Annotated in this window: 5 protein-coding genes and 1 pseudogene; 5 read left to right on the forward strand and 1 reads right to left on the reverse strand. The window is 68.6% G+C overall.

Translation table 11 applies throughout. The annotated features are described in order from the left end of the window. Nucleotides 1-161: 161 nt before the first annotated feature. Nucleotides 162-2,546, forward strand: a complete 2,385-nt coding sequence (locus tag ABNT58_RS06320) for a penicillin-binding protein 1A (RefSeq protein ID WP_348752656.1) — start codon at nucleotides 162-164, stop codon at nucleotides 2,544-2,546. Nucleotides 2,547-2,602: 56 nt separating this feature from the next. Here the strand turns inward: ABNT58_RS06320 and cyaY are convergent, their stop codons facing one another. Further along, a complete protein-coding gene (cyaY, locus tag ABNT58_RS06325; RefSeq protein ID WP_348752658.1) occupies nucleotides 2,603-2,932 on the reverse strand; it encodes an iron donor protein CyaY in 330 nt (109 codons plus the stop codon). A gap of 37 nt (nucleotides 2,933-2,969) precedes the next feature. Here cyaY and ABNT58_RS06330 point away from each other — a divergent pair, with 37 nt between their 5' ends. From ABNT58_RS06330 to ABNT58_RS06345, 4 genes and pseudogenes are all read left to right on the forward strand, one after another. Then, nucleotides 2,970-3,161, forward strand: coding sequence for a lipoprotein (locus ABNT58_RS06330; protein ID WP_348752659.1), 192 nt, complete (start codon nucleotides 2,970-2,972; stop codon nucleotides 3,159-3,161). Further along, entirely contained in the window at nucleotides 3,158-4,429 is a 1,272-nt protein-coding gene (gene lysA / locus ABNT58_RS06335) for a diaminopimelate decarboxylase (RefSeq protein ID WP_348752657.1), read from the forward strand. Before ABNT58_RS06330 ends, lysA begins: the two co-directional genes overlap by 4 nt. A gap of 11 nt (nucleotides 4,430-4,440) precedes the next feature. Then, a pseudogene (locus tag ABNT58_RS06340) lies at nucleotides 4,441-4,583 on the forward strand (LysR family transcriptional regulator); the annotation flags it as partial. Further along, nucleotides 4,569-5,360: a LysR substrate-binding domain-containing protein gene (locus ABNT58_RS06345; RefSeq protein WP_348752660.1), complete on the forward strand. Its 792-nt coding sequence runs from the start codon at nucleotides 4,569-4,571 to the stop codon at nucleotides 5,358-5,360. The pseudogene ABNT58_RS06340 and the gene ABNT58_RS06345, both read left to right, overlap by 15 nt. The last annotated feature ends 6 nt before the right edge of the window (nucleotides 5,361-5,366 follow it).

Genomic DNA, 5,366 nt, shown 5'->3' on the forward strand with positions numbered 1-5,366 from the left:
GCCGTAAAACCGGCGTTGCTCCCCTGCGGGCAACGCCCCTCTTGTAACGGGTCAAGCCCAAGGCTGAGGGTCTTTACAAACGGTGGCTGGCACCTGTGCACCGCCGCGCCCCGGGCCACCCGGCTTTCTATAATTGGCTGTTCCCGCCCTCGGAAACCTTCATGCCCAAGACCGACGGCAAGACGCCGCCGCCGGCGCCCCGCGCGCCCCGCTCCTCCCCTTCTCCTTCGCCTTCTGGTTCCAGCTGGGCTTCGTCGCTCGGCAGCATCGCCGCGTGGCTGTTCGGCATCGTGGCGGCCGGCGCCGTCTCGGTGGCGGTGCTGCTGGCCATCGCGCTGGCGGTGGCCTACCCCAACCTGCCCGAGATCAGCGGCCTGACCGACTACCGGCCCAAGCTGCCGATGCGCATCTACTCCAGCGACAACGTGCTGCTGGGCGAGTACGGCGAAGAGCGCCGCAACTTCGTGCCCATCGCCGAGATGCCCAAGGTGATGAAGGACGCGGTGCTGTCCATCGAAGACGCGCGCTTCTACCAGCACGGTGGCGTCGACTACCTGGGCGTGTTGCGTGCGGGCCTGGCGCAGTTCAACGAGGCCAAGAGCCAGGGCGCCTCCACCATCACCATGCAGGTGGCGCGCAACTTCTACCTGTCCACTGAAAAGACCTTCACCCGCAAGATCTACGAGATCCTGCTGGCGCTGAAGATCGAGCGGCAGCTCAGCAAGGACCAGATCCTGGAGCTGTACATGAACCAGATCTACCTGGGGCAGCGGGCCTACGGCTTTGCTGCGGCCAGCGAGATCTACTTCGGCAAGCCGCTGCGCGAGGTGACGGTGGCCGAAGCCGCCATGCTGGCCGGCTTGCCCAAGGCGCCTTCGGCCTACAACCCCATCGTCAACCCGAAGCGGGCCACCAAGCGCCAGCAATACATCATCGAGCGCATGCTCGACAACGGCTTCATCACCGCCGACCAGGCCAAGGAAGCGGCGGCGCAGCCGATGCGCTACCGCGCGCCGTCGGAGGTGCCGGTGCATGCCGAGTACGCCGCGGAGTCGGCCCGCCAGCTGGTGTTCAACCAGTACGGCAACGACGCCTACACCCGCGGCCTCAACGTGTTCCTCACCATCCAGGCGGCCGACCAGATGGCCGGCTACCGCGCGCTGCGCAGCGGCCTGATCGAGTACGAGCGCCGGCAGGTGTACCGCGGCCCCGAGGCCTATGTGGTGCTGCCCACCAACCCGGCCGAGCTGGACACCCAGATCGCCGAGGCCCTGGCCGACCACCCCGACAACGACGACCTGAAGGCCGCCGTGGTGCTGGAAGCCTCGCCGCGCAAGGTGGTGGCGGTGCTGCAGTCGGGTGAAACCATCACCGTCACCGGCGACGGCCTGAAGCCCGTGGCCTCGGGCCTGAGCGACAAGGCCGGCCCGCAGAAGCAGATCCGCCGCGGCGCGGTGGTGCGCGCGGTGCAGGTGGGCAAGGGCTGGTCGCTCACGCAGGTGCCCGAGGTGGAAGGCGCCCTGGTGGCCATGTCGCCCACCACCGGCGCCATCGAGGCGCTGGTCGGCGGCTTCGACTACCGCAAGAGCAAGTTCAACCACGTCACCCAGGCGTGGCGGCAGCCGGGCTCCAGCTTCAAGCCCTTCATCTACTCGGCCGCGCTGGAAAAGGGCTTCACGCCCGCCACGGTGGTCAACGATGCGCCGCTGTTCTTCAACGCCGGCAGCACCGGCAGCCAGCCCTGGGAGCCGAAGAACTACGACGGCAAGTTCGAAGGCCCGATGCCACTGCACAACGCACTGGCCAAGTCCAAGAACATGGTGTCCATCCGCGTGCTGCAGTCCATCGGCGCGCCCTATGCGCAAGACTGGATCACCCGCTTCGGCTTCGAGGCCGAGAAGCACCCGGCCTACCTGACGATGGCGCTGGGCGCCGGCTCGGTGACGCCGATGGAGATGGCCAGCGCCTACAGCGTGTTTGCCAACGGCGGCTACCGCGTCGCGCCGGTGCTGATCGCGCGCATCACCGATGCCCGCGGCCGCACGCTGATGGAACGCAAGCTGGCGCCGCCCGACGAATCGGCACGGGCCATCAGCGCCCGCAATGCCTTCGTGATGAGCACGCTGCTGCAGGAGGTGGTGCGCTCGGGCACCGGCAACCTGGCGGCGCGCACGCTCAAGCGGCCCGACCTGTTCGGCAAGACCGGCACCACCAACGATTCGCTCGATGCCTGGTTTGCCGGCTGGCAGCCTTCGCTGGTGGGCGTGGTGTGGGTGGGCTACGACCAGCCGCGCAAGCTGGGCGACCGCGAAACCGGCGGCGGCCTGGCGCTGCCGATCTGGACCGAGTTCATGAGCACCGCCATCAAGGGCGCCCCGGTGGTGGAAAACCCGGTGCCGACCGGTGTGACCAACATCGGCGGGCTGTGGGCCTTCGACGAATTCGCGCAGGGCGCGGGCGTGAGCAGCCTGGGCCTGGAAGAAAAGGCACCGCAGGCGCCGACCGAGGACGAGAAGCGGGGCATCCTCGATCTGTTCCGGCGCTGACGGCGCCGGGCCGGCCGGCGCCTGAAGGCGGCTGATGGCGCCGCTGGCCGGCCGGATCAGTCCGGCTGGAACTGCAGCGGCTGGCCGCCCTGCTCGCTGGCGCGCGCCGACAGCAGCGCGAAGATCTCCTGGCCTTCACGTTCGCGCCAGGCACCGTCCACCCACTTGAAGTGGTAGCCGCCGGCTTGCGCGGCCACCCACAGCTCCTGCAGCGGCGGCTGGGTGTTCACCACGATCTTGCTGCCGTTGGGAAACGACAGCTCCAGCAGGCCGCCGGTGCGGCTGGCGTCGATGTCGATCACGTCGTCCTGCAGCCAGCGGTCCACGGTGGTCTCGATGGTGGCCAGCACCGCGGCCGACAGGCGGTGGTACTCGAGGTCGCTCAAGGGGGTGTTGGACATGCTGCTCGCTAGAATCTTTTGCATGAATGCAATAACTGATTCGAGTGTAGCGGCGGCCTCTTTGCCGACACGGTCGTCGTGGCTACGCGGGGCTGGCGTGCCGGGCGCGCTGCTGTTGGCCCTGGGCCTGTGCCTCGGCCTGAGTGGCTGCGGCCAGAAGGGCCCGCTCGAATTGCCATCGGCCGCGAAGCCGGCGTCGGGGGTGGCGCGATGAGCCTGCCCGGCAGCCCCTGGATCGCCTACACCGACGGCGAACTGGTCGTCGAGGACGTGCCGGTCAACCGCCTGGCCGACGAGTACGGCACGCCGCTGTACGTGTACTCGCGCAATGCCATGCGCACCGCCGCCGCTGCCTACCAGGACGCGCTGGCTGGCCGGCCACACCTGGTGTGCTACGCGATGAAGGCCAACTCCAACCTGGCCGTGCTGCAGACCTTTGCCGAAGCCGGCTGCGGCTTCGACATCGTTTCGGGCGGTGAGCTGGCGCGGGTGATCGCCGCCGGCGGCGATCCGGGCAAGGTGGTGTTCTCCGGCGTCGGCAAGACACGCGCCGAAATGCGCCAGGCGCTGCAGGCCGGCGTGCGCTGCTTCAACGTCGAGAGCGAAGCCGAGCTGGACGTGCTGTCGTCGGTGGCGGTGGCCCTGGGCATGCGCGCGCCGGTGAGCCTGCGCGTCAACCCCGACGTCGACGCCAAGACGCACCCCTACATCTCCACCGGCCTGAAGGGCAACAAGTTCGGCATCGCACACCAGCAGGCGCTGTCGGCCTACCGGCATGCGGCTTCGCTGCCCGGGCTGCGGGTGGTGGGCATCGATTGCCACATCGGCTCGCAGATCACCGAACTCTCGCCCTACCTCGATGCGCTGGACCGCGTGCTCGACCTGGTGGAAGCGGTGGAGCGGGCGGGCATCCCGATCCGCCACATCGACCTGGGCGGCGGCCTGGGCATCACCTACACCGACGAAGAGCCGCCCGAAGCCGGCGTGCTGATCGGCCAGTTGCTCAAGCGGCTGGACGGGCGCGGCCACGGCCAGCGCGAGCTGCTGTTTGAGCCCGGCCGCTCGCTGGTGGGCAATGCCGGCGTGCTGGTGACCGAGGTGCTGGTGCTCAAGCCCGGCGCCAAGAGCTTCTGCATCGTCGACGCAGCCATGAACGACCTGGTGCGCCCGGCGATGTACGAGGCCTACATGGGCATCGTGCCCTGCAAGCCGCGCCATGAGCCCACCCGGCCCTGGGACGTGGTGGGCCCGGTGTGCGAATCGGGCGACTGGCTAGGCCGCGAGCGTGAACTGGCCGTCAAGCCCGGCGACCGGCTGGCGGTGATGTCCAGCGGCGCCTACGCGATGACCATGGCCAGCAACTACAACACCCGCCCCCGCGGCGCCGAGGTGATGGTGGATGGCAGCAGCGTGCACCTGATTCGCGAACGCGAACAGGTGCCGCAGCTGTTTGCGGGCGAGAAGCTGATTCGAAGGTCTTAGCCCACGCCCCCATGCGTCTGAAAGCGCTGCCATCGCTGGATCTGCTGCGCACCTTCGAGGCTTCGGCCCGCCACTTGAGCTTCACCAAGGCCGCCGAGGAGCTCTTCGTCACCCCTCGGCCGTCAGCAGGCAGATCAAGATGCTCGAAGAGAGTCTGGGCGTCTCGCTGTACCTGCGCGGCGTGCGCAGCCTGAGCCTCACCGAGGCAGGCCGCAGACTGCAGCGGACGGTGGATGCTGCGCTCCACCAGCTCGAAGCCTCGTTCGACACGCTCAAGGGCACCGTTCGTCCGCGTGTGCTCGCCATCGGCACCACGGTTTCCTTCGCTGCGCTGTGGCTGGTGCCGCGGCTGGCTGAGTTTCGACGCCGCCACCCGGAGGTTGACATCCGCGTCAGCGCCGCCAATGACGTGCAGGACGTGCGGCGTGAACGCCTGGACGTCGCGATCCGATACGCCCGGCCCGAGCGCCTGCCGCAGGGCACCCGGGTGCTGTTCCAGGAAAGTGTGTTTCCCGTGTGCAGCCCGGGCCTGCAGCAGGATCCCGCGCGCCCTTTGAGCACGCCGGCCGACTTGGCGCAGCACGTGCTGCTGCACATGGACGATGCCTGCGGCGATCTGGCCTGGTATCGCTGGAACCATTGGCTCGATGCCCAGGGCCTGGGACAGGCCGGCCTTGCGAGTGCGCTGCGCTTCAGCCACTACGACCAGATGATCCAGGCAGCGGTCGATGGCCAGGGCGTGGCCCTGGGCCGCCATCCGCTGGTCGATCGGCTGCTGGCGCAGGGCAGGCTGGTGGCGCCCTTCCATCAGCCGCCGACCAGCTCCGGCACCTACTACCTGGTGGTCAACACCGACACCCAGGCGAATCCGGACGCCGAGCTGTTCGTGGCATGGCTGCTCGAGCTTGCGTTGGCTGAGCCGGCGGCTTGACGGCGA

This window comes from uncultured Aquincola sp., from assembly GCF_964001545.1.
In the GTDB taxonomy this organism is placed as follows: domain Bacteria; phylum Pseudomonadota; class Gammaproteobacteria; order Burkholderiales; family Burkholderiaceae_C; genus Aquincola.

What these genes read in the sequence shown, in the direction of transcription:
- ABNT58_RS06320 (WP_348752656.1), top strand. Translation starts at nt 162, where the DNA reads ATGCCCAAGACCGACGGCAAGACGCCGCCGCCGGCGCCCCGCGCGCCC.
- ABNT58_RS06345 (WP_348752660.1), top strand. Translation starts at nt 4,569, where the DNA reads ATGCTCGAAGAGAGTCTGGGCGTCTCGCTGTACCTGCGCGGCGTGCGC.
- ABNT58_RS06330 (WP_348752659.1), top strand. Translation starts at nt 2,970, where the DNA reads ATGAATGCAATAACTGATTCGAGTGTAGCGGCGGCCTCTTTGCCGACA.
- lysA (WP_348752657.1), top strand. Translation starts at nt 3,158, where the DNA reads ATGAGCCTGCCCGGCAGCCCCTGGATCGCCTACACCGACGGCGAACTG.